At 66.0% G+C, this 26743-nt stretch carries 24 protein-coding genes, 2 tRNA genes and 1 pseudogene; 13 read left to right on the top strand and 14 right to left on the bottom strand.

What is annotated here, in order from left to right:
• Positions 1–56 precede the first annotated feature (56 nt).
• Both AX681_RS17190 and AX681_RS17185 read right to left on the bottom strand, forming a co-directional pair.
• Positions 57–248, bottom strand: a complete 192-nt coding sequence (locus AX681_RS17190; protein WP_066658752.1) for a hypothetical protein — start codon at positions 246–248, stop codon at positions 57–59.
• A gap of 57 nt (positions 249–305) precedes the next feature.
• On the bottom strand, positions 306–734 hold the full coding sequence (locus AX681_RS17185; RefSeq protein WP_066658754.1) for a copper chaperone PCu(A)C: 429 nt from the start codon (positions 732–734) through the stop codon (positions 306–308).
• A gap of 176 nt (positions 735–910) precedes the next feature.
• On the opposite strand from AX681_RS17185, the gene dnaK reads away from it, so the two are divergent.
• The 3 genes from dnaK (at position 911) to AX681_RS21580 (ending at position 4702) form a co-directional block, all read left to right on the top strand.
• Positions 911–2815 (top strand): molecular chaperone DnaK, encoded by a 1905-nt coding sequence (dnaK, locus tag AX681_RS17180; protein WP_066658756.1) that lies wholly within the window; start codon positions 911–913, stop codon positions 2813–2815.
• A gap of 68 nt (positions 2816–2883) precedes the next feature.
• Positions 2884–3996: a molecular chaperone DnaJ gene (gene dnaJ, locus AX681_RS17175; RefSeq protein WP_066658761.1), complete on the top strand. Its 1113-nt coding sequence runs from the start codon at positions 2884–2886 to the stop codon at positions 3994–3996.
• Positions 3997–4144: 148 nt separating this feature from the next.
• Positions 4145–4702, top strand: a complete 558-nt coding sequence (locus AX681_RS21580) for a DUF805 domain-containing protein (protein ID WP_066658764.1) — start codon at positions 4145–4147, stop codon at positions 4700–4702.
• On the opposite strand, the gene AX681_RS17170 is transcribed toward AX681_RS21580, so the two are convergent.
• Complete coding sequence (locus AX681_RS17170) at positions 4625–5368, bottom strand: sulfite exporter TauE/SafE family protein (protein ID WP_066682543.1); 744 nt, start codon at positions 5366–5368, stop codon at positions 4625–4627. The genes AX681_RS21580 and AX681_RS17170 overlap by 78 nt on opposite strands.
• 999 nt (positions 5369–6367) lie before the next feature.
• Positions 6368–6799, bottom strand: a complete 432-nt coding sequence (locus AX681_RS17165; RefSeq protein WP_066659020.1) for a cupin domain-containing protein — start codon at positions 6797–6799, stop codon at positions 6368–6370.
• Positions 6800–6892: 93 nt separating this feature from the next.
• On the opposite strand from AX681_RS17165, the gene AX681_RS17160 reads away from it, so the two are divergent.
• The 3 genes from AX681_RS17160 to AX681_RS17150 all read left to right on the top strand — a co-directional run bounded on the left by AX681_RS17160 (position 6893) and on the right by AX681_RS17150 (position 8906).
• On the top strand, positions 6893–7210 hold the full coding sequence (locus AX681_RS17160) for a glycine zipper 2TM domain-containing protein (protein ID WP_066659022.1): 318 nt from the start codon (positions 6893–6895) through the stop codon (positions 7208–7210).
• Between the two features lie 102 nt (positions 7211–7312).
• Positions 7313–7693: a glycine zipper 2TM domain-containing protein gene (locus AX681_RS17155; protein WP_066659024.1), complete on the top strand. Its 381-nt coding sequence runs from the start codon at positions 7313–7315 to the stop codon at positions 7691–7693.
• A 46-nt stretch (positions 7694–7739) separates the two neighbouring features.
• Positions 7740–8906 carry a glycosyltransferase gene (locus AX681_RS17150; RefSeq protein WP_066682541.1) on the top strand — a complete coding sequence of 389 codons (1167 nt, stop codon included), beginning with the start codon at positions 7740–7742 and terminating at the stop codon, positions 8904–8906.
• Positions 8907–9047: 141 nt separating this feature from the next.
• On the opposite strand, the gene AX681_RS17145 is transcribed toward AX681_RS17150, so the two are convergent.
• From AX681_RS17145 to yajC, 5 genes are all read right to left on the bottom strand, one after another.
• Positions 9048–10175 carry a DUF3089 domain-containing protein gene (locus AX681_RS17145; protein ID WP_066656504.1) on the bottom strand — a complete coding sequence of 376 codons (1128 nt, stop codon included), beginning with the start codon at positions 10173–10175 and terminating at the stop codon, positions 9048–9050.
• 71 nt (positions 10176–10246) lie between these two features.
• Positions 10247–10609 carry an Mth938-like domain-containing protein gene (locus tag AX681_RS17140; RefSeq protein ID WP_066656507.1) on the bottom strand — a complete coding sequence of 121 codons (363 nt, stop codon included), beginning with the start codon at positions 10607–10609 and terminating at the stop codon, positions 10247–10249.
• On the bottom strand, positions 10609–11586 hold the full coding sequence (gene secF, locus AX681_RS17135) for a protein translocase subunit SecF (RefSeq protein ID WP_066656510.1): 978 nt from the start codon (positions 11584–11586) through the stop codon (positions 10609–10611). Before secF ends, AX681_RS17140 begins: the two co-directional genes overlap by 1 nt.
• Before the next feature lie 12 nt (positions 11587–11598).
• Positions 11599–13242: a protein translocase subunit SecD gene (gene secD / locus AX681_RS17130; RefSeq protein ID WP_066656518.1), complete on the bottom strand. Its 1644-nt coding sequence runs from the start codon at positions 13240–13242 to the stop codon at positions 11599–11601.
• Positions 13243–13246: 4 nt separating this feature from the next.
• Positions 13247–13588 carry a preprotein translocase subunit YajC gene (yajC, locus tag AX681_RS17125; protein WP_066656521.1) on the bottom strand — a complete coding sequence of 114 codons (342 nt, stop codon included), beginning with the start codon at positions 13586–13588 and terminating at the stop codon, positions 13247–13249.
• A 175-nt stretch (positions 13589–13763) separates the two neighbouring features.
• On the opposite strand from yajC, the gene AX681_RS17120 reads away from it, so the two are divergent.
• The 5 genes from AX681_RS17120 (at position 13764) to AX681_RS17100 (ending at position 19235) form a co-directional block, all read left to right on the top strand.
• Positions 13764–13840 (top strand) — tRNA-Pro (locus AX681_RS17120).
• A gap of 226 nt (positions 13841–14066) precedes the next feature.
• Entirely contained in the window at positions 14067–17546 is a 3480-nt protein-coding gene (locus AX681_RS17115) for a CHASE domain-containing protein (RefSeq protein ID WP_156442572.1), read from the top strand.
• Positions 17547–17626: 80 nt separating this feature from the next.
• On the top strand, positions 17627–18241 hold the full coding sequence (locus AX681_RS17110; protein ID WP_197421793.1) for a response regulator transcription factor: 615 nt from the start codon (positions 17627–17629) through the stop codon (positions 18239–18241).
• Positions 18242–18253: 12 nt separating this feature from the next.
• Positions 18254–19111, top strand: coding sequence for a hypothetical protein (locus tag AX681_RS17105; RefSeq protein ID WP_066656539.1), 858 nt, complete (start codon positions 18254–18256; stop codon positions 19109–19111).
• A 48-nt stretch (positions 19112–19159) separates the two neighbouring features.
• Positions 19160–19235 (top strand) — tRNA-Thr (locus AX681_RS17100).
• A gap of 8 nt (positions 19236–19243) precedes the next feature.
• Here the strand turns inward: AX681_RS17100 and AX681_RS17095 are convergent.
• The 4 genes from AX681_RS17095 to AX681_RS17080 form a co-directional block, all read right to left on the bottom strand.
• On the bottom strand, positions 19244–20686 hold the full coding sequence (locus tag AX681_RS17095) for a mannitol dehydrogenase family protein (RefSeq protein ID WP_066682537.1): 1443 nt from the start codon (positions 20684–20686) through the stop codon (positions 19244–19246).
• Positions 20683–22161: a UxaA family hydrolase gene (locus tag AX681_RS17090; protein ID WP_066682532.1), complete on the bottom strand. Its 1479-nt coding sequence runs from the start codon at positions 22159–22161 to the stop codon at positions 20683–20685. The genes AX681_RS17095 and AX681_RS17090 overlap by 4 nt, the downstream gene beginning before the upstream one ends.
• Before the next feature lie 43 nt (positions 22162–22204).
• Positions 22205–22486, bottom strand: coding sequence for a PqqD family protein (locus AX681_RS17085; RefSeq protein ID WP_066661062.1), 282 nt, complete (start codon positions 22484–22486; stop codon positions 22205–22207).
• Between the two features lie 110 nt (positions 22487–22596).
• Positions 22597–24528, bottom strand: coding sequence for an asparagine synthetase B family protein (locus tag AX681_RS17080; RefSeq protein ID WP_066661065.1), 1932 nt, complete (start codon positions 24526–24528; stop codon positions 22597–22599).
• A 34-nt stretch (positions 24529–24562) separates the two neighbouring features.
• Between AX681_RS17080 and AX681_RS22105 the strand changes: the two genes are divergently transcribed.
• Positions 24563–24883 (top strand): hypothetical protein, encoded by a 321-nt coding sequence (locus tag AX681_RS22105; protein WP_156442786.1) that lies wholly within the window; start codon positions 24563–24565, stop codon positions 24881–24883.
• 124 nt (positions 24884–25007) lie between these two features.
• A complete protein-coding gene (locus tag AX681_RS17075) occupies positions 25008–26420 on the top strand; it encodes a sugar MFS transporter (protein ID WP_066661069.1) in 1413 nt (470 codons plus the stop codon).
• 99 nt (positions 26421–26519) lie between these two features.
• Here the strand turns inward: AX681_RS17075 and AX681_RS22610 are convergent.
• Positions 26520–26743 (bottom strand): annotated as a pseudogene (locus tag AX681_RS22610) (hypothetical protein); the annotation flags it as partial.

Genomic DNA, 26743 nt, shown 5'->3' with positions numbered 1-26743 from the left:
CCCTCCGTCGCCTTCGGCGCCACCTCCCCCTGGCGGGGGAGGATTTAGGGTCAGACCTATCGCAAATTCACCGGTCCCGGCACGCCGGATTCGTTGCCGACCGCCTCGCCCTGCTCGGTTTCGCGCAGGTGGCTCAAATTCATGCCGACAAAGATCACCGCGACGATGGCGATGATGACCAGCGGGAGCAGCCACAGGATGCGGCGCTGGCGCGGGCCGGGGGGCGGGGTCGGGTTTTCGAGGGACATGGCGGTTCAACGCGGCTGGAGCGTCATCGCTCCCGCGCCGCCGCCCTCCCCCCGGCGTTACTTCTCCTGACCCGGGGCGCGCAGTTCGGCCTCGACCTCGATCGTCTTGCCGTTGGCGAAGGCGAGGCGCAGCGGGATCTTGCCGCCGGCGCGGACTTCGGGGGAGATGTCGTAGAGCATGACATGCTTGCCGCCGGGCTCGAACTTGACCGTGGCTCCAGCGGGGATCGCGACGTCCTTGAGCGGCGACATCGTCATCATCCCGCCTTCATGCTTCATTTCGTGCAGTTCGGTGCGCACTGCGGCGGGCGAGGAGACGGCGAGCAAGCTGGTCGCGTCGGCCCCGCCCTTTACCGTGAAATAGGCCGCGCCCGGACGGCTCGACACGGCGGGCAGGCGGACCCATGCGTCCTCGACCCCCAGTTGCGCCTGTTCGCATCCGGCCAGTGCCACCGCCGCCACCATTACCGCAACCAGAGACCGCATTGTCGAAACTCCTTCTCCCGATTCGGGAACCTTCGGGAAATTCCTAAGAGCGCCATGGTCTTGCGACAAGGCGCGCCGCGCCTATATCCCGCCTAGTGATGGCCGCGTTGCCGCTTGAGGGGCGCGGTAACGCACTGGTTTAACATGATTTAGCAGACGGGGGCCTTAGAGGACTCATGGGTAAAGTTATCGGAATCGATCTCGGCACGACCAACAGCTGCGTGGCAGTGATGGAGGGCGGCAAGCCCAAGGTGATCGAGAATGCAGAGGGCGCGCGCACCACGCCGTCCATCGTCGCCTTCGCCAAGGACGGCGAGCGACTGATCGGCCAGCCGGCCAAGCGCCAGGCGGTCACGAACCCCGACAACACCGTCTTTGCGGTCAAGCGCCTGATCGGCCGCCGCTATGACGACCCCATCACCAAGAAGGACACCGAGCTGGTCCCCTACACGATCGTGAAGGGTTCGAACGGCGACGCATGGGTCAAGGCGGGTGGCGAGGATTATTCGCCGTCGCAGATCTCGGCCTTCATCCTGCAGAAGATGAAGGAAACCGCCGAGAGCTATCTGGGCGAGACCGTGACGCAGGCCGTCATCACCGTCCCCGCTTACTTCAACGACGCGCAGCGCCAAGCGACCAAGGACGCCGGCAAGATCGCGGGCCTTGAAGTGCTGCGCATCATCAACGAGCCGACTGCGGCGGCGCTGGCCTATGGCCTCGACAAGGACAACAACAAGACCATCGCGGTCTATGACCTTGGCGGCGGTACGTTCGACATCTCGATCCTTGAGATCGGCGACGGCGTGTTCGAAGTGAAGGCGACCAATGGCGACACCTTCCTGGGCGGCGAGGATTTCGACTCCAAGCTGGTCCAGTATTTCGCGGACGAGTTCAAGAAGGTCGAAGGGATCGACCTGACCAAGGACAAGCTGGCGCTGCAGCGTCTGAAGGAAGCGGCCGAAAAGGCGAAGATCGAGCTGTCGTCGGCACAGACGACCGAGGTCAACCTGCCCTTCATCACCGCCGATCAGAACGGCCCCAAGCACCTCGTCAAGACGCTGTCGCGCGCGGAGCTGGAGCGGCTGGTCGACGATCTGATCACGCGCACGCTCGACCCGTGTCGCAAGGCGATGGCGGATGCCGGCGTCAAGTCGGCGCAGATCGACGAAGTGGTGCTGGTCGGCGGCATGACCCGCATGCCCAAGGTGCGTCAGGTCGTGAAGGAGTTCTTTGGCAAGGAGCCGCACACCGGCGTCAACCCCGATGAGGTGGTGGCGATTGGTGCTGCAATCCAGGCCGGCGTGCTGCAGGGCGACGTCAAGGACGTGCTGCTGCTCGACGTGACCCCGCTGTCGCTGGGCATCGAGACGCTGGGTGGCGTGTTCACCCGCATGATCGACCGCAACACGACGATCCCGACCAAGAAGAGCCAAGTTTATTCGACTGCCGACGACAATCAGCAGGCGGTGACGATCCGCGTCTTCCAGGGCGAGCGCGAAATGGCGGCGGACAACAAGATGCTGGGCCAGTTCGATCTGGTCGGCATCCCCCCTGCCCCGCGCGGCGTGCCGCAGATCGAGGTGACGTTCGACATCGACGCCAACGGCATCGTCAACGTGTCCGCCAAGGACAAGGGCACCGGCAAGGAGCAGCAGATCCGCATCCAGGCCAGCGGTGGCCTGTCGGACAGCGACATCGACCAGATGGTGCGCGACGCCGAGAAGTTCGCCGAGGAGGACAAGGCGCGCCGCGCCGCCGCCGAGGCGAAGAACAATGCCGAATCGCTGATCCACACCACCGAACGTCAGCTCGCGGAGAATGGCGACAAGGTCGATGAGGCGCTGAAGGGCGAAATTCAGTCGGCGATCGACGCGGCCAAGGCGGCGGTCGAGAGCGGCAACGCCGACCAGATGAACGAAAAGAGCCAGGCCCTCGCGCAGGTCGCGATGAAGCTGGGTCAGGCGATCTACGAGAAGCAGCAGCAGTCGGAGGCTTCGCCTTCGGCCGATGCGGCTGCGGAGAAGCCGGCGGACGACGTGGTCGACGCCGAATTCTCCGAGGTGGACGACAACAAGGCGTAATTTATGCTCACCCCCGCCCCTTTCACTCCCAAGGAAAGGCGGCGGGGGATCGGGCGGGGGCCGAGTGAATGACCACCCAGGTAGATTATTACGAGCTGCTCGGCGTTTCGCGCGATGCAGACGATGCGACGATCAAATCGGCGTTTCGCAAGCTGGCGATCCAGTGCCATCCCGACAAGCATGGCGGGTGCAAGGATCAGGAAGCCAAGTTCAAGGCGATCAACGAAGCCTATGATTGCCTGAAGGACCCGCAGAAGCGCGCGGCCTATGACCGGTTCGGCCATGCCGGGCCGCAGGGCATGGGCGCCGGCGCCGGGCCGGGCTTCGACGCATTTTCCGATATCTTCGAATCCATGTTCGGCGAGTTCATGGGCGGCCGTGGCGGAGGCGGACAGCGCCAGGCGCGCGGCGCCGACCTGCGCTACGACATGGAAATCAGCCTGGAAGACGCCTTTCACGGCAAACAGGCCGACATCACCATCGATGTATCCGGGCCGTGCGAGCCGTGCGGCGGCACCGGCGCTGCGCCGGGGACGATGGCGAAGCGCTGTGGCACCTGTGCCGGGCATGGCAAGGTGCGCGCGCAGCAGGGCTTTTTCGTGGTCGAGCGGACCTGTCCGTCGTGCCATGGCGCGGGCCAGACCATTGCCGATCCGTGCCGCACCTGTCGCGGCGACGGCCGCGTCGACAAGACGGTGACGCTGAACGTCAACATTCCGCCGGGCGTCGACGAAGGCACGCGGATCCGCATGGCGGGTCAGGGCGAAGCCGGCGCGCGCGGTGCGCCTCCGGGTGACCTCTACATCTTCCTGCACGTCAAGCCGCACGCGATCTTCGAGCGCGAGGGCACGACCCTGTTCGCGCGCGCGCCGATCAGCTTCACGACGGCGGCGCTGGGCGGTGAGATCGAGATTCCCGGCCCGGATGGCGAGGTGCACAAGATCCACCTGCATCCCGGCACGCAGAGCGGGCGCGAGGTGCGTCAGCGCGGCGCGGGCATGCCCGTGCTTCAGGGACGCGGTCGCGGCGACCTGGTCGTGCGGATCGAGGTCGAGATCCCGACCAAGCTGTCGGGCGAACAGCGCGCGCTGCTGGAACAGTTCCGCGCGCTGGAGACCGGCGAGGAATGCCCGGTGTCGACCGGCTTCTTCGACAAGCTGAAGAAGGCGGTGGGGGGCTGACGGCCCTCCCCCGTCGCCCGGGCTAACCCGGGGCTGGGCTCTTTTTGCTGACACTGAGAAGAAGCCCTGTCCCGGCTCAAGGCCGGGACAACGATGGAGGCCGTTTGCTGTCTTGAGATGATTGGCCGTGCAGCTAGGCTGATCGCCGATGGCACAGCAAGCGACTCATGATAGCCTGGCGCTCGTAATGCGCGCCATAACCGGGATCGTGACGTTCAAGGGTCGATCTCGGCGCTCCGAGTTTTTCTATTACTGGATCGCGGCGATGCTCGTCGGAACGATCATTCGGCACATTCCTTATCAACTGTCACCGCGAACCGACTGGATCGTGGATCAGGCGGGTCAGCTGTTGTTGCTGCTACCGATCTTCGCCCTCTTCGCGCGTCGGCTCCATGACGCGAACGTCAGCGGATGGTGGACGCTGTTGCTACCGCCAACCATGGCGTTCGGCGTCTATTCGAGCGCCCGGTTTGTGTTCTTCGATCCTTTGAATGGAGGATCGACGTTACCCGACCTGCCCGTTTGGGCCTTGCTCTTTCAGATCGGCGGCGTCCTATTTTTCTTGGCTTTCATACTCGTGGTCCCCGGCACCGAAGGCGCCAACCGCTTTGGCCCCGATCCGCGCAGTTCAATACACCCCGAACAGCTTCGCGCTGGCGACCAGCAGGACGAGGCCGAGGGCGCGCAGGATCCACTTTTGCGGTAGCTTGATGCCGAGCGTGGTGCCGACCACGGCGCCCGCCAGCACTGCGATCGCGTAGAGCGGGAGTTCGGGCGGCAGGCTGCCGACCGAGGCGAGGTTTCCGGCGAGGCCGGCGGCGGAGTTGGCGAGGATGAACACCGCCACGACGCCCGATGCCGGCTTGGGGGCGGACCAGGCGAGGAACAACAAGAGCGGCGAGAGGAAGATGCCGCCGCCGGTCCCCGTGAGCCCGGCGAGCAGGCCAAGCCCGATCCCGGCGAGGATCGCGACCCATAAAGGCGGATCATGCCACTCCCGCTCTGCCTTCAGCTCGCGCGGCCACAGCATGCGGACAGCCGAGAAGAGCAGCACCGCGCCCATCGCCGGGCGGTAGAGTTCGGGGGGCACATGGATCGTGCCGCCGACGAACGCGGCGGGGATCGCGCCAACCAGGAACGGCCACAGCGTGCGCCAGCGGAACAGCCCCGCGCGCGCGTATCGCATCGATCCCAGCGTCGCGACGATCAGGTTGAGGACCAGCGCGGTCGGCCGCATCACCGCCACCGGCACGCTGAACAGCGCCATCAGCGCGATATAGGACGACGCCCCGCCATGGCCGACGGTGGAATAGAGCAGCGCGCCGAGGAACATGCAGGCGGCGAGCGCGAGGTGGAGGGAGTCGATGGACATCGGGATTGAGGCGTAGCGCGTGGCCGTTCTGCGTCCAGCCCGCTTGTCGTCACCGCGGACTTGTTCCGGGGTCCACCGGGGGGCGGGCGCGATGCAAGAGGCTGAAGCGCCGGATGTGCGGCGGGGTGGACCCCGGCACGGGGACCGGGGTGACGGTTGTTGTGGGGGCATTGCCCTCTCTCCCCTTAAAGGGGAGAGGGAGAAGGCGTGCGCTCCCCGAAACCAAAAGAGGGCCGGCGTCTCCGCCAGCCCTCCGGTGTCGCCATCCGCTCGCTTGCCCATCCGGGAGACGGGCGCGCCGCGGCGGCGGCAGGCAGTGTTCCGCTTCCGGCAAGGGACTGCGGAACCCTGCGTTCCAACGGTCGCGTTGCGTCCGTTGGCCGGTCACCGGGACGGGGGCGGTTCCGAAGAGCCGCGTTCCCGCCTCGATGTCCTTGCGATCCCTTCGCGCCTTGCGGCGATCCGGCATCACGGTCCGGTCATCGATCGATACGATCCCCGAAGGGTCGTTTCATCCGATCACCTCGCGCCGGTTCCTTTGCCCGAAGGCTTTGGTCCCGTCGCGGCTGTGGCTGCCTCTTCCTGGCCTTGCCCGAAGGCGCCGCCGCTCCGCTGCAACCCGCTCCACCCGGTCCGAAGACGGGCTTTGCGTCCATGGCTTCCGGTCCGGCCCGCTGCCCGAAAGCATCGGCCCCTGCCCTTCCGCCTGTCACCTCCGACACAAGGCCGGGAGGTGCCATTGGACGCCTGTCCGTTCCGTTCACGCCTGGCCGATGCGAACATCGTCCCTGCGGTTTCCCGGGGTGGCGTCCCCGTCCCGATCCATGCGGTTTCCCGAAGGCACCTGCACGTGTCGAGCCGTGACAAACATCTGATTTCGCTTTGGTTTCCCGCCGCGGCCTCATCTGCCTGCCCCATGATGCTGTCACGGTTTTCGAGTCGGGCGAAGCGGCGATCGACGGTTACGATCTGTGGATAACGTGAATCACGGGAAGCGATTCAGCGGGTCGGGGACCAGTCGGGCGGGGCGAGTTCGAACCCGGCAAAGTCGAAGCCCGGGACGACGATGCAGCTGACCAGCGCCCAGCCGCGATGCGCATCCGCCGCCTGCCAGCGATTCGTCGGGACGCGCGCCTGCGGCTGGTAGCCGCCGAGCACGTCTCCGCCAAGCGCGATCGTCACCGGATTGGCGTCCGCCGCATCGGCGATCATCAGATCGAGCGGCGATCCGGCGTGCCACAGCCACAGTTCGTCGGCATCGACGCGGTGCCAATGCGACTTCTGCCCCTGTTCGAGCAGGAACAGGATCGCGGTTCCCGGCGACCGTGTGCCGGGGTCAAGTGGTTGAGAACGCCATGTTTCCTTGTACCAGCCGCCTTCCGGATGAGGAGCCAGGCCAAGGCGTTCGATGTGCATGCGCGATTCCTGCATGCCAGATGAACTGCACGAAATGTGACGTTCATGAAACCCCGCCCGACCGGCCGTCGTTTTTACCCGCGAGTTCAGGAAGATGGAGTGAGTAAAATGCGTAACCTGATGCTGGCGCTGGGCGCCGCTTCGCTGGCCGTTCCGGCCACGGTGGTTCTGCCGAACATGGGCGATGCGCAGGCGCATTCGAAGAAGAAGCGCTACAGCTATCGTGAGTGGAACGGCCGTGATGGCCGCCGTTATTGCCGCAAGCCGGATGGTACGACCGGTCTGGTGATTGGCGGCGTCGCAGGCGCGCTGGTCGGCCGCACGATCGACACGCGCGGCGACCGTACGGTCGGCACGCTGCTGGGTGCCGCCGCTGGCGCCGTCGCTGGACGCGAGATCGAGCGCAGCGGCAAGCGCTGCCGCTGATACCGATCCAAATGAAGAAATGGTGCGGGGCGCGGGATATTTCCGCGCCCCGTTTCGTTGGCACATCATCGGCGGGGGGCATCATGAACAGGGAGATGCCCGATGACCTTTTCACTTCGCAGCGGCATGATCGCGCTGAGCGCAGGCGCGATGGCGCTGACCGGTGCGTGCAGCCAATATGGCTATGACCGCCCCGGCTATGCGAGCCGCGGTGAATGGGACGCCGCGCGCTATTATCGCGACGGCAGCTATGAAGAGCGGCGGCTGAGCCGCAACGACAACATCTATGTCGGGCGCGACGGGCGCTATTATTGCCGCCGCAGCGACGGCAGCGCGGGTCTGATCGTCGGCGGCATCGCCGGCGGCGTGCTCGGGAACATCATCGCGCCGGGCGGATCGAAGACGCTGGGCACGATCATCGGAGCAGCCGGTGGTGCTGCGATCGGCGCATCGGTCGACCGCGGCGAAGTGCGCTGCCGCTAATCCCGGTTTCGCAACGTTAACCGGAAGGGTGTAGTGCGTCGGAGCAATGCTTCGCGTGCTCACCCTTTCGTCGTTATTTCCTGACGCGACCCGCCCGAATTTCGGCGTGTTCGTCGAGCGGCAGACGCTTGGGCTGGCGGCACATCCCGATGTTGAACTGAAGCTGGTTGCACCGGTCGGCGTGCCGCCTTGGCCCTTGTCGCGTATGGGGCGCTATGCCGCGCTTGCCGCCCTGCCCCGGCATGAGACGTGGAAGGGCGTGGAGACGTGGCGGCCGCGCTTTATGAACCTGCCCGGCACCGGCGGGCGGTTTCATGCGGCGATGCTCGCGGCACAGCTGAAGCCGTTGCTGCGCGCGATCCGGCGCGATTTCGCGTTCGATGTGATCGATGCGAGCTTCTTCTTTCCCGATGGGGTGGCGGCGGTGGAGTTGGGCCACACGTTCGGCGTACCGGTTTCGATCAAGGCGCGGGGCGCGGATATTCACCATTGGGGACGCGCGCCGGGAACAGCCGGACAGGTGCTGCGCGCCGGGCTGGAAGCGGACGGGCTGCTCGCGGTGGCGGGGTCGATGCGCGACGACATGGTCGCGCTGGGCATGGATGCCGCAAAGATCCGCGTGCATCGCACCGGGGTCGACCTCGATCGCTTCGCACCGCGCGATCGGGCGGCGGCGAAGGCCGCGCTGGGCGTCGAGGGGCCGCTGGTCGCCAGCGTCGGGGCGCTGATCCCGCGCAAGGGGCATGAGATCGTGATCGACGCAGTCGCGGCGCTGCCCGACGTGCGGCTGATGATCGCGGGCGAAGGGCCGGAGCGACCGAAGCTGGTGGCGCAGATCGCGCGGCTGGGCGTCGGCGACCGGGTGAGGCTGCTGGGCAGCGTGGCGCATGGCGAGCTGCCGGGATTGCTGGCGGCGGCGGACGTGATGGCGCTTGCGTCGTCTTCGGAGGGACTCGCCAATGCCTGGGTCGAGGCGCTGGCGAGCGGGACGCCGGTGGTGATCCCGGATGCTGGCGGTGCGCGCGAACTGGTCGCTGCGCCGGAGCATGGGCGGATCGTCGCGCGGACTGCGGCGGCGTTTGCCGAGGCGTTCGGCGCGTTACTGGCCGCCCCGCCCCCGCCCGATGCCGTGCGCGCGGGCGCGGCGGGGTTCACCTGGGAGGCAAATCGCGACGCGCTCTATGCGCATTTGGCGGCACTGGTCGGGCGATGAAACTAATCCTCCCCCGCCAAGGGGAGGTGTCGCCGTAGGCGACGGAGGGGGAGGACGGCTGTACCCTCTCAATCGTCGTGCTTCCTCCCTCTCCGTCAGCTTCGCTGCCACCTCTCCCTGGCGGGGGAGGATCGAGGAAGCTCAGCGCTGCTTCTTCGCCCACGCGGCGTATTGCGTCTCCGCCAGCTTCACCAGATCGCCCATCGCCAGATTCATGTCGATCAGGTGCAGGCCCCAGTCGTCGAGCCGCTGCGGGCCAACCATCACGTCGCCGGGAATGGTGTCCGTGCGCGCGTCGGCGGGATTGGCGTTCAGCGTCGCCTCGAAATAGCTCGCGCCATCCTTCACCACGCACGCGCCGGAGATCAGGCCGGGCAGCTTGACGAAGTTGGTCGTCACCGGCGGGCCGTCTTTGCTCCACGCGAAGGCGGAGGCGGTGCCGAGCAGCGAGCCGGTCGGGAGATAGGCATTGAGCGGCGCGCTGCCTCCGCCGAGCGCCGCCGGGTTGGTGCAGGCGACCTGCATCCCCGGGGTGGTCGAACGGGCGAAGCGCGACTTGGCCGGCGGCGGGACGGTCGCGCGGAAGCTGACATAGGTCACGACGCAGCCGGTGTCGGTCGCGCTGGCGCAGGTCGGGATCGTCTTGAGCGTGCCGGTGCGCTGGCCGGCCGCGACGTCGAGGTTGAACCCGATCGGCATGGCCGAGATGACGGGCTTCATCGCCGCTGGCTTGCCGTCGAATTCGCGCTCCAGCAGTTGCGAGAGCATCCGCGCGCCCTGGCTGTGCCCGATCAGGATGACACCGCGGCCCTGATTGTCGTGCTTCATATAGTCGTCGAACGCGGCCTTGACGTCGCGATAGCCGAGCACCGGGTCGGCGCCCGAAACCTGCCCGGCCATGACCGCCTGCAGCGCCTTGAGCGTGACCTGACGATACATCGGCGCGTAGACGCGACACACGCTGCGGAAGCGCGCCGCCTGGATCATCGCGACGCGGCGCTCGGCGGCGTCGATGCTGAGGTCGCTATTGGGGGTCTGATCTGTCGAGACGGTCGGATAGACGTAGAAGCAATCGAATTTCGGGTTTGCTGCTGGGATGAACTTCTCGATCGTGCGCGATCCGTCGGGCGCCACGACGGTGGCGTCGAGGTTGACGGTGCAGCTATCCTCGCGACCTGGACGGCACAACCAATGGTCCGGGTTGCGATAGTCGGTTGCCGTAGGTGCGGCCGCCTGCGCTGCAGCCAGTGCGATTACCGAAGTCAGCATGATCCTCTCCCCTGCTTGTTTGCGGGGATCATGCCGTAGTTCCAATTAAATTGGAAGATCGGGTATGGCGATCAGTCGAGCGGATAGAGCGCGGCGGCGACGCCACGAAGCTCTGCGCGCAGCACGCCCCACAGGCGCGCCGCGGCGCGGCTGTCCATCGGCTCGATGCCGAAAGGCAGCGCTGCTTCCAGTGCTGCTGGCGGACGGCGCAGCGTGGTGCCGGTGCCCAGGATCAGGAATTCCGGTAGCGGGTCCATCGCCAGCAACGGCGCGAGATCGTCCACGGTCAGCTCTGCAAGCGGCGGCGGAGCCCAGCCATCGGCGCGCGTCGGGGTCAGCAGCAGCCCGTCATACACGCCATCATCGACGCGGAAGCCGCGACCGCTGAACCCCGAGACGACCGGTCCCTCGATCCGGGTCCGGTCGACCCGCATCAGGGCATGTCCTTGAAGTCGACCGCCTCGGCACGCTCAGCGCCCTTCGGCCCGGTCGCTTCCTTGGGCAGGAAACTGTCGGGCTTCAGCCGCAGCCACAGCAGGATCGCGGCCGACACATAGACCGACGAGAAGGTACCGATCACGATGCCGAGCAGCATCGCGGCGGTGAAGCCGAAGATGACGTCCGGACCGATGACCAGCAGGATCGCGAGCACGATACCGATCGACAGCGACGTCACGACGGTGCGCGACAGCGTCTCGTTGATCGACAGGTCGAGCAGTTCGCCCATCTCCATCTTGCGGTATTTGCGCATATTTTCGCGAATACGGTCATAGACCACGATGGTGTCGTTGAGCGAGTAGCCGATGATCGTCAGGATCGCCGCGACGATGTTGAGGTCGAACTCGAGCTGAGTCAGCGCGAAGAAGCCGAGCGTCAGCGCAACGTCGTGGAACAGGGCGAACAGCGCACCGACGCCGAACTGCCATTCGAAGCGGAACCAGATGTAGAGCGCGATCGCCAGCATCGCGAGGGTGAGGCTGATCGCGCCGTTGCGGAACAGCTCTTCCGACACCTTGCCCGACACGCTCTGCGCGCCGGCGACCTGGGCACCGGGATAGCCCTGCTGGATCGTCGCGCGGATCGCCGATGCGGCCTTGTTCGCGGCTTCCTCGCCACCTTCGGGCAGCGGGGTGCGGACCGAATATTCGGTCGTGTCACCGCTGCGCTGAATCGTCGCCTCGCCATAGCCGAGCGCTTCGACGCGCTGGCGCAGCGTTTCGATATCGACCGGTTGGCTGAAGGTCACGCGGGTCTGCTGCCCGCCGACGAAATCGATGCCGAGGTTGAACCCCTTCACCACGCACAGCACGATCGAACCGATGATGAGGAGCAGCGACAATGCCATCGCCACGTTCCGCCATTTCAGGAACGGGATGTTGGTGTTGTCGGGGACAAGTTTGAGCGGGCGCATATCTGGGCGGCCTTAAATATTGATCGTCTTGGGACGGTTGCGCTTCAGATAATCGGCAACGAGCAGACGCGTGAAGGTGACGCCGGTGAACACCGAGGTGATGATGCCGATGGCGAGCACGACCGCGAACCCGCGGATCGGGCCGGTGCCGAACATGAACATGATCGCCGCCGAGATGACGTTGGTGATGTTCGCGTCGAAGATCGCACGGCTCGCTTCCTTGTAGCCGAACTCGACCGAGGCGATTGCGGCGCGGCCGCGGATGCGCTGTTCCTCACGGATGCGTTCGTTGATCAGCACGTTGGCGTCGACCGCGGCACCGATGGTGAGCACGAAACCGGCGATGCCGGGCAAGGTCAGCGTCGCTCCGAAGAACGCCATGACGCCGAGGATCATGATCGCGTTCACCAGCAGCGCGGCGGTCGTGTAGACGCCGAAGCGCAGATAAGTGAACAGCATGAAGGCGATCAGCGCGAGCGTACCGACGACGCCGGCGAGGATGCCCTTCTCGATCGATTCCTGACCGAGCTCGGCCGAAACGGTTCGCTCTTCGACGACCTTGAGCGCGACGGGCAGCTTGCCCGAGCGCAGCGCGATGGCGAGTTCGTTGGCGCTTTCGACCGTAAAGCCGCCCGAAATCTGACCGCGACCGCCGAGGATCGGTTCGTTGATGTTCGGTGCCGAGATCACCTGTCCGTCGACGATGATCGCAAACGGCTTGCCGGTGTTGGTCTGGGTGGCCTGGGCAAAGCGGCGCCCCCCCTGCGTGTCGAAGGTGAAACCGACCACCACCTGCTGGTCCTGATCATACTCCTGCTTCGCGTCGATCAGCTGATCGCCGCTGACGATAATCTGGCGCTTGAGCGCGATCTTCGCGACTTCGCCCTGCTTGGTCGGATAGGCGACATAGGGAAGCCCGCCCGGCGCGGTCGGATAGGCCGCGACTTCGCTGCCGATCGGCGCACGGCCAGCGGCGAGCTCAGCCGGATTGGCGGTGGTATCGACCAGCTTGAACTCAAGCCGCGCGGTCTTGCCGATGGTGCGCTTCAGCGCTTCGGGGTCCTTGACGCCCGGTACTTCGACGAGGATGCGGTTGCGCCCCTGAAGAATGATCGTCGGCTCGAGCGTGCCCAGCGCGTTGATGCGGCGATCGACGACTTCGCGCGCGTCGGACATTGCCTGCGTCACAGCCTGATCAAGTCCGGCGCGGGTCTGGCTGACGATGAAGCGGGTGCCGTCGCGCACCTCGATCGTCCATTCACGCTGGCCGGACATGCCGACGCCGCTGCCGGTCAGCTGCAGCAGGCGTTCGCGCGCAGCATCGACCTGCGCCACGTTGCGCACCATGAAGCTGATGCGATTGTCACGGGTCGAAATGTCGCCGATGTCGATCCGCGGATCCTGACGGCGGAACTCGGTCTCGATCTCGTCGCGCTTGGCGGCGAGGCGGGTGCGCGCGAGATCGTCGACATCCGCTTCGAGCAGGATCGAGCTGCCGCCGGCCAGATCGAGGCCGAGGTTGATCGAGGGTTGCGGAATCCAGGACGGCCAGCGCTCACGCGCGCTTTCGGGTACGAAGCTGGGGATCGCCAGCAACAGGCAGACCGCGATGCTGAGCCAGACCGCCCAGACCTTCCACTTGGGAAAATCGAGCATGGCGTCAGTCGTTCGCGGGTTTGCCGCCGAGCGGCTGAACCTCGACGATGGTCGCCTTGACCACCTTGACCTTCACCGTCGGCGCGATTTCGACATTGGCGTAAACGTCGTCGACCGACACCACCTTGCCGACCAAGCCCCCTGCAGTGACGACGGTGTCGTTCTTCTTCATCGAGCTGATCGATGCCTGCAGCGTCTTCATCCGCTTCTGCTGCGGGCGAATCATCAGGAAGTAGAAGGCGACGAAGATCAGGACGAGCGGGGCGATCGACAGGAACGATGCCGCGCCGCTGGGCTGAGCCGCCGCGCTACCTGCGGCCTGTGCAAATGCTGGGGTGATGATCATGAGGTTCCCGGGGCCAGAAAGGGTTGGGCCTGAATGGTGGGGAGCGATGCTCCCCGGTTCAAGCGGCGCGAGCTACCACTTGTGTTGCGGCCATGCAACTGTCGCCCCCTGGCCACAGCGCGCCCGATCCCCCTTGCATCCCCGGTCGCACCCGCCTAGAGGGCCTGCCTTCGGTCGGGGCGTAGCGCAGCCTGGTAGCGCATCACACTGGGGGTGTGGGGGTCGCAGGTTCGAATCCTGTCGCCCCGACCAATAAGCTTCACACCATTGGCTTTCGCGCCGCGCCGGCCTATGGCGGGCATCAACGCGTCGCGCAGTCAAGCTGGCTGCCCTACGTCAACCCGGTATTGCAACGGATGCATCTGCCGCACGGCTTGTTATAGATCGCCCTGTGGAGCTCGTGCGCGACGTCCGTTCTGAAGCTGAGCAGCCTCCCGGTGCGTCGGTGGGTCCCGCGCCGCTGTCGGTCGTGGAGCGCATGCGACTCGGGCTGATCCTGGTCGTGATGTTCGTGGCCAGCGGCTGGGTTGCCAAGCAACTCGCGATTCCGCCGGCCAATGTGACGATGCTGTGGCTACCGTCGGGTGTCGCCGTCGCGGCGGTGCTGCTTTACGGTCGCTGGCTGTTGCCTGCGGTGTTCCTTGCCTCGCTGTTGCTCAACGTGATTTTGGGCATGTCGATGGGATCGAGCCTGCTGCGCGCGGGCGGGCTGGCCGTATGGACGGCAACCGGCGCAACGCTGCAGGTGCTGACCGCCGATGTCCTGCTGCGCCGCCGGTTCGGCGATCAGATCGAGTTGACCGATGGGCGCGCTGTCGCCGTGGCGATCGGGCTGGGCATCCTGATCCCTGCCCTCGTCTCGGCAGCGATCGGGCATCTGGCGATGATGGCGCTGCGCGGCTTTCCGGTCGAACGCGTGCCGGGGAGCGTCGCGACCTGGGCGCTGGGCGACATATTGGGCATCCTGACCGTTGCGCCCTTCGCGATGATCGGCACAAGGCGGCGCTTTCGGGCATTGTGGCGCGGGGCGCCGATCCGCGGGTTGTTCGGCTATATCGCGCTGGGATGCGGCCTCGGTCTTGCGCTGACCATGTTCGCGTGGATCAACGTGCGCGAGCGCGTTTACGACAGCAGTCGGTCGAACTTTGCGATGCTGACAACCGAAAGCGAGCAGGCGCTGCACGAGCGGCTGAACCGCGCGGCGCAAAGCCTCGACGCAGCATCGGCATTGTTCACCGCCGGCGATCGGGTAACGTGGGACGAATGGGTTGCCTATGCCAAGGTGATCGACATCGAGCGCCGCTATCCCGGCATTCGCGACATCGGATTTATCGTGCGCGTGCCCCGCGCCGATGTCGCCGCGTTCAAGGCCAAGTCCGTGCGCAATGGCCTGCCGATCGCGCAGATCGCGCGCGCGCCCGCGACCGGTGATCATTATGTGGTGAGCTATATCTATCCGCTGGAGCGGAACCGCGCCGTTCTGGGCGTGGACATCACCTTTGATCCGAAGCGACGCACGGCCGCCGATCAGGCGCGCGACAGCGGGAGAGCGGTCGTTACCCAACCGCTTCAGTTCATCCAATATCGCGGGCCTGGCCCGGGCTTCACGATGATGCGCCCCGTCTATGCAGCGGCAGAACCTCCCCGCACGGTGGCGGAGCGTCGCCGTGCACTCATCGGCTGGGTCTATCACCCGTTTACCGCTCAGCGGTTTTTCAGCGACCTGACCCCGAACCAGGGCGAAGACTTCGAACTGACGATCCGTGCGCGTGATGGTGCGAATAGATGGGTATCGGTGTTCGATAGCCGATCCGATGCTCCCAGAGCGATCCACCGGTCGGCCTTTGTGACGTCGCGCGAAATGAAGGTCGCCGGTCGCGTGTGGCGATTGGAGTGGCGCAGCACTGCCGCGTTCGAGGCGCGCTCGCGCAGCATCGAGCCGCTGCTCGTGTTGCTCACCGGCCTGACGATCAATCTCGCCCTCGCTGCGGTGCTTGCGGTAGTGGCGCGCCGCGAGGCGGTGGTCACACGGGAGGTCGAGCGCTCCACCGCCGAGCTGTCGGAGGCGAACCGCCTGTTGCTGATGACCGAGGCGACGACGCATGTCGGGCATTGGCGCTACGACATCGCGGCAGGCACGTTGTTGTGGTCGGACGAGGTTTATCGCATCCATGGGCGCGACCCCGCCAACCCGATCACGCGGGACGAGGCGCTCGACTATCTGCATGCCGAAGACCGGGACCAGACCTGGGAGGCAATGTTGGCGGCGGTGCGCGACCAGGCGCCGTTCAACCTGCGCGTGCGGATCACCCGGGACGATAATGGCGAGACACGCTATCTGTCCTATCTCGGGCGCGCCGAACCGCGTCCGGACGGCAAGACCGCCGCCCTGTTCGGGGTGATGCAGGACGTCACCAACGAGACGCGGGTGCGCGAGCAATTGCTACAAGCGCGCGATTCAGCGCAGCGCGAGGCGCAGGCGCGTGGGACGTTTCTGGCCAATCTGAGCCATGAAATCCGTACTCCGATGAACGGCGTGATCGGCTTTGCGGAACTTCTGCTGGAAACGAAACTGGCCACCGAACAGCGCAACTATACCCAGATCATCATCGAGTCCGGCACCAACATGATGGCGCTGCTCAACGATGTTCTCGACTTGTCCAAGATCGAGGCGGGGCATCTGGAGCTGGCCGACGAACCCGTGGCGCTCGAAGAACTGGCCAGTTCGGCGATCCGCATGCTGATGCCCAGCGTGCGTCGGCGTGACGTATGGCTGGAGGTCCAGATCGACCCCAAACTTCCCCCGGTCGTCCGCGGGGATAAGCTGCGACTGCGCCAGGTTTTGCTCAACTTGCTCGGCAACGCGGTCAAGTTCACCGAGCGCGGATTTGTCCGGCTCGAGATCAGCCGCGCCAGCGAAGGAATGCGGTTTACCGTCGTGGATTCCGGCCCCGGCATCCCGCAGGACCGGTTGGCGGATATCTTCAAGTCGTTCGTTCAGATTCACCCTGTCGCACGTGCGACCGGGACGGGAACCGGACTGGGCCTCACCATCTCCAGTTCGCTGGTGCGCCTAATGGGCGGCAGTCTGAAGGTCCACAGCCGGGTAAATGAAGGCAGCAGCTTTCACTTCACCCTGCCCTGCGTCCCAGCGTCGGCCAGCGGCCATACGGCTTCGCCCAATGCCCCACGGACGAACAGCGGCGTGGATGCGCCGGCACCGACGTCGACCGCAATCCGGGTCTTGCTGGCCGAAGACAATGAAATCAACCAGGCGCTGATTCGCGCGACGGCGGCGCGCTTGGGGCTGGCGCTCGACGTGGTCGGCAACGGATTGGAAGCGGTTACCGGCGCTGAAGCCGCCGCCGAGGCTGGTACACCCTATGACCTGATCCTTATGGACATCCAGATGCCCATCCTTGATGGCATCGGCGCGACTCAGCGCTTGCGCAGCCTGGGCTTCGATGCCGAAACGCTGCCGATCGTCGCGCTATCGGCCAATGTCTATCAGAATGACATCGACGCCTGTTTTGCGGCAGGGATGCAGGCCCATCTGGCCAAGCCGGTCCGACGCGAGGATCTGGAACGGGCCATCGCGACCTGGGCACGGCGCCGTCCCGGTGTTCGGCCGATCCTCCCGACATCGAGCATGGCTCCCACAGCCGAACCCCTCCCGCCGTCCCTGATGGCACGTTACGGCGAACGTCGCGCCGCGCTCGCCGACGCGCTGCGGGCATTCGATGCGAACGCCGCCGATGACTCGCGGGCCATTGCCACATTACTGTCCGACATCCACAAATTGGCGGGGACCGCCGGGCATTTCGGCGACGAAGCGCTGGGGAACAGGGCCCGCGAAACCGAACGAGCGATGATCGATGCGACACCCGGTGAGCGCATTATTCTTGCACAAGCACTGCTAGCACTGATCGAAACAAGTTCCCAAGACGCATCAGTTTGAGTAGTAAGAATACGTGATCATATGGACTTACGGAGCATGATCGTTATCAAACCGGCTCCCGGTCCCAGCAGCGAATGACCATGTCCCGCACCATCCATGTCGTCGACGACGATGATCTCGCCCGCGATGTTATTTCCAGCCTGGTGGCGACATTGCCGGGGGTTTCGGTCAGCGCATGGGATTCGGCGGAGCGCTTTCTGACTGCCGCACAGGACGGTGCTGCCCCCGGGGTCGTGCTGCTCGATCTCAACATGCCGGGACTGTCGGGCAATGAGGCGCTGCGTGCGTTCGATCACCGCCGCTTTCCCGCGATCATCGTCTCGGGACAGGGACAGATTACCTCGGCGGTCGAGTCGCTCAAACGCGGCGCGATCGACTTCATCGAAAAGCCGTTCACGCTCGACAAGCTGCTTGGGCCGCTGAGGATCGCGTTCGAATTGCTCGACCGCAACCTGGCCGAGGCGCAGCAGTCGGGGCGCGACCGCAACCGGCTGGAGACGCTGAGCGAGCGCGAGGTCGAGATCCTGGCGCTGCTGGTCGACGGGCTGACCAATCGCGAAGTCGCCGAAAAGCTGGGCCTGAGCGTGCGCACCGTCGAATCGCATCGCGCGCGGATCATGCTCAAGCTCGACGTGTCGAGTTTCGCCGAAGCGATCCGGCTGGCGGTGCTCGCGGGGATCGAGACGCCGGGCTGAGCCGGCTCTGCCGTGGCGTTCTCGCATCATTTCACTCAATTTGCGGCGATCGACTGGTCCGGTGCCAAAGGCGTGCGCCACCCAGGAATCGCGGTAGCCACCTGCGGGGCTGGCGATGCCGCCCCCCGGCTGATCGCGGCGCCCGATCGCGCCTGGGCGCGTCGGGAAGTGCTCGACTGGGTGCTGGCGCAGGCGGACGCGCCGATACTGATCGGGTTCGATTTCAGCTTTTCGGCCCCATTCGTCGCGCGTGGCGCACACTTGCCCGGCGAGACGCGGGGCGACGACGCCCGCGCGCTATGGGCGCATGTCGAAGCCGCGAGCGACGATCCCGATCTGGGCGCGGCGGGGTTCATCGACGCACGGCGCGGCACCCATTTCTATCTGGGCGCGGCCGACGGAGCCAAGGCCGACTTTCTGCACTGGCGCGCGTGCGAGATCGCGCATGACGGGACCACCAAGCCGTCGACGGTGTTCGACGCCATCGGCGCCGCGCAGGTGGCCAAGGCCAGCTTTGCCGGAATGCGGCTGCTCCACCGGCTGAACGGTCGTGTCCCGGTGTGGCCGTTCGATCCCCTGCCCAGCCGCGGCGCGTGCGTGGTCGAGATTTACACCGCCATCGCCGCGCGAGCGGCCGGTGCGCGCAAGGGGCGGTCGAAGCTGCGCGATGCCGAGTCGCTCGACGTGGCGCTCGCCGCCTTGGGGTCGCGAGCGCATGCGCCGATTACGCGCTACACCGACCATGCGACCGACGCGCTGCTGACGGCGGCGTGGCTGAGGCGGGCTGCAGACCAGCACGCGCTATGGCACCCCGCCGCGATGAGTGCGGCAATTGCGCGCGCAGAGGGCTGGACGTTCGGCATCGCTTGACGCAAAGGGACGCCATCCAGATGCGGGTGCGCCAGCGCCACCCGCCGCGCCGGTTTAGCTCAGCTGGTAGAGCAGCGGTTTTGTAAACCGAAGGTCGCGGGTTCGATTCCTGCAACCGGCACCACCCCCTATTCAGCCGGGCAGCGGCGTCGCATCCCAGCGGCGGTCGGCCACGGCCTGCACCGCCTGCTCCAGCGCCGCCATCAGCGCGGCGTCGGCCAGCATCGCGCGGCTTAACCCGATATCCCGCTCTGCCAGCGCACGGGCGAAAGCTGGCGCATCGTTGTCGGCGGCGCGTTCTGCGATCACTGCTGCGTGCGGATCGGCGATGGGCGTGCCCGTCCGCGCGCGCTCGTGCAGGAATACGACCCATCCTGCCGTTGCCGTGACGATATGCCGGGGCAGCACCCCTGCGGCGCGGTTCGCCGCGAGCGAATCGCCCAGGCGATACGGGATTTTCTGCGACCCATCGATCGCGATCTGCTCCAGCCGGTGGACGATCGCTGGATTGCGAAAGCGCTGCAGCACATCGGCGCGATACTGGTCGAGGTCGAGGCCGGGTACGGTTCCGACAAAGGGCTGGATTTCGTTGCGCACCATCGCGTCGGCGAAGCGTGCCAAAGCGGCGTCCTGCATCGCTTCCGCCACCGATGCTGCTCCGCGCAGCAGGCCGAGATAGGCGATGCTGGAATGCGCGCCGTTGAGGATGCGCAGCTTGGCGCGCTCCCACGCCGCGACGTCGCTGGTCAGGATGACGCCGGCCGCCTTGAGGTCCGGGCCGAAGTCGATCCCGAGATCCTCAACGACCCATTGCGCAAACGCCTCGCGCTGCACTGCGGCGGCATCCGCGAGGCCCAGTTGCGCGGTCAGCTCGGACAAGAAGCCCGCGTCGCTGGCGGGGGTGATTGAATCGACCATGGTGCACGGCACCGCGACCTGCGTCTCGATCCATGCCGCCAGTTCTTCATCGCTTTGCCCGGCATATGCGACCAGCGCCGCGTGCAGCTTGCGGCCATTATCCGCGAGATTGTCGCACGGCATCACCGTGAACGGCGCGGCGCCCGCCGCCCGCCGCGCCGCCAGCCCCAAGACGATCCAGCCGACCACCGAGCGCGGCGTCCCCGCCCCCGCCAGATCGTGCACGATATCGGAATGCGACAGGTCGAGCGTGCCATCGGGTGCGAGGCAATAGCCCTTCTCGGTCACGGTGGAGGTGACCAGTCGCACCGCAGGATCGGCGAGCAGCGCGGCGGTCTGCGCTGCGTCCTCCGGTCCCAGAAACGCGCTGTGTGCGCCGATCACACGCAATGATGGCTGCGCGTCGCGGATCGCCAGCGTATATAGCCCGTCCTGCGCCGCCAGTGCATCGACCGTGCCGCGCGTCCGCAGTGAGACGGCAGCAATCCCCCAGCGCGGGTCATCCGTGAGCAGACGATCGATATGGGCGGCCTGATGCGCGCGGTGGAATGCGCCCGGCCCGAAATGGACGATACCGGTTTTGAGGGCCGGACGCCCCGCCGGCGTCTCCACCGTTGCGGGGAGACCCGACAGGGTGGCGCGGGACAGAAATGTCACAGGGTTACTCCACGTTTCCAGATCGCGATCTCGCGCTCGCCATTGCGCTCGGCGGCCGTCTCTTCGCCCGAGGCGATCGCGATGATCCGCTGCAACAGCGCGGCGTCGGCCGCGTCCATCCCGGCGTCGAGCACCATCCCGGCATCGAAATCGATCCAGCCCGGCTTGCGGGTGGCAAGGTCATGGTTCGACGCAATCTTGATCGTCGGCACCGGAAAGCCAAGCGGCGTGCCGCGCCCGGTGGTGAACAGGATCGCTGTCGCACCCGCCGCGGCCAGCGCGGTGGACGAAACCGCGTCGTTGCCCGGTGCTTCGAGCAGCGTCAGGCCGTGCCGTGTGATCCGGGCGCCGTAATCGATCACATCGACCACCGCGCTCGTCCCGCCCTTTTGCACCGCGCCGAGCGATTTTTCTTCCAGCGTGGTGATGCCGCCGGTGATGTTTCCGGGCGACGGGTTTTCCGACACTGGCTCGCCATGGTCGATGAAATGCTGTTTGAACCCGTTGACCAAGGCGACGATCGCATCGAACGTCTTACGCGATGCGGCGCGCTCCATCAGCAGATGCTCGGCCCCGAAAATCTCCGGGATTTCGGTCAGGATCGTGCTGCCCCCCGCCCCGGTCACATGATCCGCCATGCGCCCGACCAGCGGGTTGGCGGTCAGCCCCGACAGCCCGTCCGATCCGCCGCATTTGACACCCAGCACCAGCGCGTCGAGCCCGACCGGGCTGCGCTGCGCCGTTGCGGCCTGCGCCAGTTCCTCGACCAGCGCGACGCCCTCGGCCACCTCGTCCGCGCTGGCCTGTGCCACGAGAAAGCGGACCGTCCCGCGCCGCGCCTCCGGGATCGCCTCCAGCAGGGCGGCGACCTGATTTTCCTCACAGCCCAGGCCGATGATCAGCGCCCCCCCGGCATTGGGATGGCACGCCAGGCTGGCGAGGATCGCGCGCGTACCGTCGAGGTCGTGGCCCAGCTGCGAACAGCCGTGCGGGTGCGCAAAGGCGTGCACGCCATCGACCAGATGCGCGACGCGCTCGCCCGCCTGTTGCGCGATCCGCTCCGCCGTGCGCGCGACGCAGCCGACCGTCGGCAGCACCCAGATTTCGTTGCGCGTGCCCACCTGGCCATCGGCGCGGCGATACCCCATAAACGTCGCCGCCGATGGCGCAGGCTGCGGCGCGCTGCTACCGGTGTCAAAGGCGTAGCTGCCCTGCCCCGCCAGCGCGGTTTGCAGGTTATGGACATGCACATGTTCCCCCGCCGCGATCGACCGGGTCGCCCGCCCGATCGGGAAGCCGAACTTGCGCACCGTTGCGCCGTCCGCGATCGCGTGCAGCGCGACCTTGTGCCCGCGCTCGACCGCATCGATCAGCTGCACCGACCCGCCGTCAAACCCGACGCGATCACCCACCTCGCCATTTTCCAGCATCGTCAGGACATCGTCGGAAGGGGCGATTTTCAGCGCACGCGGCATTGCGGCACCTCCACGGTTGCATGGCTCATCGCACTGCACGCTATCATTGCTCCCGACGCTCGATCATCTTCTCGGCTTCCAGATAGTTGAGGAACGCCAAAGTATCGGCCTGAACCGTTGCCAGCGGCGCCTGATAGGCGTCGGCCAGCTCGGCGCAAAGCGCGTCGACGCGCACGGGCGTGTCCAATCGTTGCCAGATCGCACGGCTGGTGACCTTCATGGCGTAATATTGACCGGTCGCGACGCTCATTGCCACGATGTTGTCATCTACGCTGGCATCGAGGATCGTGTCGCTGCGGACCACCACCGTTTCCAGATCGACCATCCCTCGCTCTCCTTTAGTCAGCCACTCCGCCTATAGGGCGATGGGGCCGCTGTGAACATCGCGATTGGCCTTTGCTGCATGCTGCGGCTGCGCCCCGACGGAACGTCGGCTCAGTGATTGCCCCGTTCACTCCAGCGGATGAAGCGACCCATCTGAACGGCGCGCGGAAGCAGCACCTCGAGGTCAAACCGGCGGGCTTCGGCGGCCGCAGCATCCTCCGGCCAGTGATCGATCAGCTGCTTGAGGCGCGGCAGATCGAGCATCTCGGCCGCGAGCGGGACATTGGCCAGCCGCTCGATCTCCGCCGCGAAGCGCTCGCGCTGGGCGGAGATTCGGGTGAACCATTCGGGATTCTGCCGCCCGATCCTGCGCTCGGCCAGCAGCGCATCGGGCAGGCGATCGGCGAGCACCCGGCGCGCGAGACTGCGCTGGACACCGCCCAGCAGATAGTGTTCGCGCGGGATCGCGAGGCAGAATTCGACCAGGTCGGGGTCCGCCAGCGGATCGCGCAGCTCGATCCCGTAAACGGTCCGGATCGTGCGGACGTTTTCAAGCAAGTTCACGCGCAGCGGACCAAGGTGCCGTGCGATGAGCTTGCGGCTGTCGGGGCCATAGAAGGATAACCCGTCATCGCCCTGCGCCTGCAACACGGCATCGAGCCCCATGGCGGCGGCGAAGTCGGACCGGATCGCGGCATATTTGGTGGACGGCGCGGCATCGCCATGACGCCAGCGCCACAATGCCGCGCGCAGCTTCGACGGCAAGGCGGGGAGCAGCACCTCGCCCTTGAGCGTGCCCCAGATCGTGTTCTGGCGATATCGCGCGACGCCCGGCAGCAACCGGATCAGCAGGTCGATCCGCCCGCTGCGCGCCAGATCGGCAAGCCCGCGCAGCCCGGTATAGCTGAGCGTCAGATTGCCGGATTGGCCCGTCAACAGGACGTTATGGCCATCGCGCTGCGCGGCGCGATAGGCCGGATCGAACCAGCCGATATGGGTGGCATTGATCTGCGGCCGGCCGCCGGCCACGAAAAAGGGGGTGGGGTCATCCTCGAACGACGCGGGATCGGTCGAATGAACGAACTGGGGGCGAAGATTGGCATGCAGTGCCGCAAGCGCCTCGACATGCGGGCGTTCGCGATCATACCAGCCACCGCGCGCCGCGAGTTCATGCCCCGGCGGGGGCTCGACCGTGTAGCTGTCAAGCGGACGGGGATCGATCATCCGCGCCGCCGACGCGCCAACAGCGGCGCTGTCCAGTCCGCCCGACAGCAACAGCCCGGGGGTATTGGCCGCCCGCAGGCTGCGCCGGACCGCCTGGTCCAGCAGTGCGCGCGCCGCCTCGACCCCTTCCTCCGGTGATTTCAGCGCAACGCGGCGGCGGGGGTCGAGCTGCCAGAACTGCCGCTCCTGCACCCCGCTGGGCCCCGCAACAAGATGCGTGCCGGGCAGGACCAGCCGGATATCCTTGTACAGCGTGGCTGCTGGATCGCCGACATTGACGGTGAACTGAAGCGCCAGCTGAAGGGGATCGATCTGGTCGGGCACTCCGGAAAACTGGTGCAGCGCGCTTAACGTCGTCGCGAACCAGAACCCGCCTGCGCGCGCATGCCAGTAAATGGTCCGCATCACCATCGGCGCGACGATCAGGTGCAGCTGCCGGACGCGCGGATCCCAGAACGCGCAGCAGAAATCTCCCTTCAGCCGGTGCAGCGCGTCGAAGCCATGGCGGCCCAGCCACGCAGCCACGATCTGAGAATCGGGCGTACGCGGGGGAAGACCCAGCTCCGAACGCAACGGATCGGGGTCGAAGAGATAGCCGTCGAACAGCACCACGCGCCCGCTCGCATCCGGGGTGGGCTGGCGCTCAGCCGAGTCTTCGACGGTTACGATCCGCTGCGCATGCGCGAGCGCGGCGACGTCGTCGCGCCACACCCGCGTTTTGGCGATGCCATTGCTAACAAAGGGGGCACCGATTCGTGCCCGATCCTGTTCGGTCAGCGCGTCCGCAGCATGGGCAACATACCCGCGAAACTCGCTCATCTGGCTTGGATCAAGCTAACGCCCGACGTCAGGAGTGCGTAAAACTCCCGGCACCGTCGTCGCCCGGGAACGTATCGAACTGCGTGAATTCGGCCACCGAGAACGTTTCGATCGACTCCAGCGGGGCGACCCACTGGCCCGGCTGAACGTCTTCGCGATCGAACTGCTGCGTTTCCATGATCATTCCCCCCAGTTCGTGTCAGCCACAGTCGCTGCGCCGTCTCGACAAAACATCCGCGCGACGCTGATGTCGATCTTCAAATGCGATACCGGCACCGCGCGCACAGATCAGCCTAAAGCCGTGGTGGGGGCAGCGCTGACATACCCGATTTTGACCAGCGAACCGGCAATGTGAACGAAACCAGCGGCATAGCCGCATCGACGCACTTTCCCCCTCGCCTTTCCCGTCCACGGGGTTAAACATCCGGGCAGCTGACAACGTTATCAGGAGAGGCGCATTGGCCGCACCCGTCATCGATATGAGCTCGACCGACCCAAATCCGGGCGATCCGGGCGCGCAAGGGGTGAACGCCCCGGACCTTCAGGTCTTCGTCTTCGCGCTGTTCTTCATCTTCGGCGGCATCACGTCGCTCAACGACGTCATCATCCCCAAGTTGAAGGAGCTGTTCACGCTCAACTTCACGCAGGCGATGCTGATCCAGTTCTGCTTTTTCACCGCCTATCTGGTGATCGGGATTCCCGGCGCGAAGCTGGTCAAGAAGCTGGGCTATATGCGCGGCGCAGTGGCGGGCCTGGTCATCATGATCGTCGGCTGCCTGCTCTTCATCCCCGCGGCCCAGAACGCGACCTATGCGCTCTTCCTCGGCGCATTGTTCGTGCTGGCGAGCGGGGTGGTGATCGTCCAGGTCGTCGCCAACCCGCTGATTTCGCTGCTCGGCAAGCCGCAGACCGCGCATAGCCGCCTGACCTTTGCGCAGGCGTTCAACTCGCTCGGCACCACGGTGTTTCCCTATGTCGGCGCGATCGTGATCCTCGGCAGCCTTGCCGCCGTGACCGCCGACCAGCTGTCGGGGGCCGCGCTCGACGCCTATCGCACGGCCGAAAGCCAGGCGATCGTCAACGGCTATCTCGGCATCGCCGCAGCACTCGCCGTCGTCGCCATCGCGGTCTGGGCGTTCCGCAACCGGCTGCCGCACAGCGCCGCCACGATGGGCGACAAGGAATTCGTCAGCGTCCCGCGCTATACCGCCGGTCTCGTCCTGTTCATCATCGGCGCGGTTCTCGCGGTCGAGGTCAATGCGCTCGCCGGGCTGGTGCTGATCATGGCGGCCCCGGTGGTCTGGCTGTACGGCAACGACCTGCTGTCGCGTCGTCGCTTCAGTTTCGGCGCGCTTTGCATCTTCCTCTATGTCGGTGCCGAGGTTTCGATCGGCTCGCTGATCATCAACTACCTCGCACTCGACCGGGTGCTCGGCCAGCCGGAATCGGTCATCGGATGGATGGTGTCGATCTACTGGGGCGGCGCAATGGTTGGCCGCTTCATCGGATCGGCGTTGATGCGGGTTATCAGCCCGGGCAAGCTCCTTGCCTTTGTTGCGGTCGGCGCGATTGCCCTGATCGTGATTTCCGCCAACACCACCGGTACCGTCGCCGCTTACTCGCTGCTCGCCATCGGCCTGATGAACTCGATCATGTTTCCGACGATCTTCAGCCTTGCGAGCGAAAAGCTGGGCAGTCGCGCCGCGGACGGGTCGGGGATCATCAACGTTGCCATCTTTGGCGGCGCAGTCATCCCGCTGGCGACCGGCGCGATTGCCGACAACACCGGCAGCCTCGCGCTTGCCTTTGCGCTCCCGGCCCTGTGCTACGCGATCATCGCCGGCTTCGGTTATTATGCTCGTCGTCCGTATGACGGGCCGGTCGCGGGCTGAGCCCGAAAAGGTCGAAGGGGCCGGCGGAGGGATCGCACCGGCCCCTTCTTCGGGGGATCTGGGAGGGGGCGTGCGGTGAGCGCCCCCTTGCAGTTCGTGTCAGGCCGCGATCGCGTCCTGGTTGGGCAAACCCGGGATACCCGGCATGGCATCGACCCAATAATCGTCGACCGAGCAGCCCGGCACCAGCGCCGGCGCGCAGAGCAGCGCGACGCAATCGGCCAGCTGCGGCGCTTCGACCGGGCCGATCGTCTCCTCGACCATTTCCTCGCAACCGCCCGGCGCGGCGAGCAGACGCTCACGCGCCGCATGCCACAGGCGGG

It is taken from the genome of Sphingomonas sp. CCH9-E2, assembly GCF_001557215.1.
In the GTDB taxonomy this organism is placed as follows: domain Bacteria; phylum Pseudomonadota; class Alphaproteobacteria; order Sphingomonadales; family Sphingomonadaceae; genus Sphingomonas.
This window is presented reverse-complemented; position numbering and strand designations above follow the sequence as displayed.